1 rRNA gene is annotated in these 456 nt (G+C 49.3%); it reads right to left on the bottom strand.

Annotated elements, in window-relative coordinates:
- Positions 1-373: 373 nt before the first annotated feature.
- A 16S ribosomal RNA gene (locus WFH04_RS18160) occupies positions 374-456 on the bottom strand; the annotation flags it as partial.

Raw genomic sequence — 456 nt, 5'->3', positions numbered from 1 at the left:
ATGTGTTTTGTCCAGCCTTAGCAGCCAGACGCTCGGGTCATAAGCCGTATCGGCTATGCGGCAAAAACGCCGCTCCGCCAATCCGTCTTATGCCTGTCGCGCCTAAACGGCTGCTTCGGCTTTTCTATGTTGCTTTCAATGTCGTTTTATCCAGTTTTCAAGGAACAAAGTTTTGAAAGATCATGTTGTCCAGCTCCAAACACCAGCTCATGCGTCCACTTCGGACTTTTGGTCGAAATGCAAGCATTTCTACTCAAGGCCTCCAGTGACCGGTTGAGCTAACCGGTGTTTTCCGCTTTTCCATGAACCTTCAAAACTGAACGCAAAACGTCAACGTATGAACCGGTGGTTCATATTCCGTAAATATCCTTAGAAAGGAGGTGATCCAGCCGCACCTTCCGATACGGCTACCTTGTTACGACTTCACCCCAATCATCTGTCCCACCTTCGGCGGCT

Source organism: Sporosarcina sp. USHLN248 (genome assembly GCF_037144575.1).
Taxonomy (GTDB): domain Bacteria; phylum Bacillota; class Bacilli; order Bacillales_A; family Planococcaceae; genus Sporosarcina; species Sporosarcina contaminans.
The sequence above is the reverse complement of the archived record's forward strand: the minus strand, read 5'-3'. Positions and strand labels throughout refer to the sequence as shown.